Here is a 524-nt window from a genome sequence, read left to right as displayed (position 1 = left end):
ATGCGTTGCCCGGTCACGGTGGCTTCTTAGACCGCTTCGATAGTTTGCTGCTGGCGGTTTATGCGCTTGTTTTCTTCACTTGTTGCTGATTCTATAAACCTGTTAAGTCTTCAAGACTTAACAGGTTTTATTGTTAGAACGAGGCGGCTATATAAGATAATGTTTGATAATTGAAACAAAATCACTACCTTTGTCCGAAATATTAGAAGTTATGAAGCGGACAAAATTTGTATTATTGCCTCGTCTGACCCAAATTATTGCGGAATTGGGGGCTGACATTAAGCTGGCTCGACTGCGGCGGCGACTGAGTGCCGAGCAGATTGCCGAGCGTGCAGGCATTTCGCGCTCCACCCTTTGGCAGATTGAAAAAGGCGAGCCAAGCGTGTCGTTCGGCTATTATGCACAAGTCCTGTTTGTGGTGGGCTTGGAAAAAAACATCGCTACAATGGCATCTGACGATGTTTTGGGACGTAAATTGCAAGATGCAGAGTTATTGGTCAAAAAAAGGGCACCTAAAAAAAAGG

The 524-nt window shown here is 44.8% G+C and carries 2 protein-coding genes; both read left to right on the top strand.

The features are described from left to right. The first annotated feature begins 5 nt into the window (after window positions 1–5). Complete coding sequence (locus ASC50_RS08480) at window positions 6–89, top strand: phosphatidate cytidylyltransferase (RefSeq protein WP_226995383.1); 84 nt, start codon at window positions 6–8, stop codon at window positions 87–89. Between the two features lie 122 nt (window positions 90–211). Then, a partial coding sequence (locus ASC50_RS03840; RefSeq protein WP_056928730.1) for a helix-turn-helix domain-containing protein occupies window positions 212–524 on the top strand: 313 nt, incomplete at its 3' end.

This window comes from Candidatus Symbiothrix dinenymphae (assembly GCF_001431085.1).
This window is presented reverse-complemented; position numbering and strand designations above follow the sequence as displayed.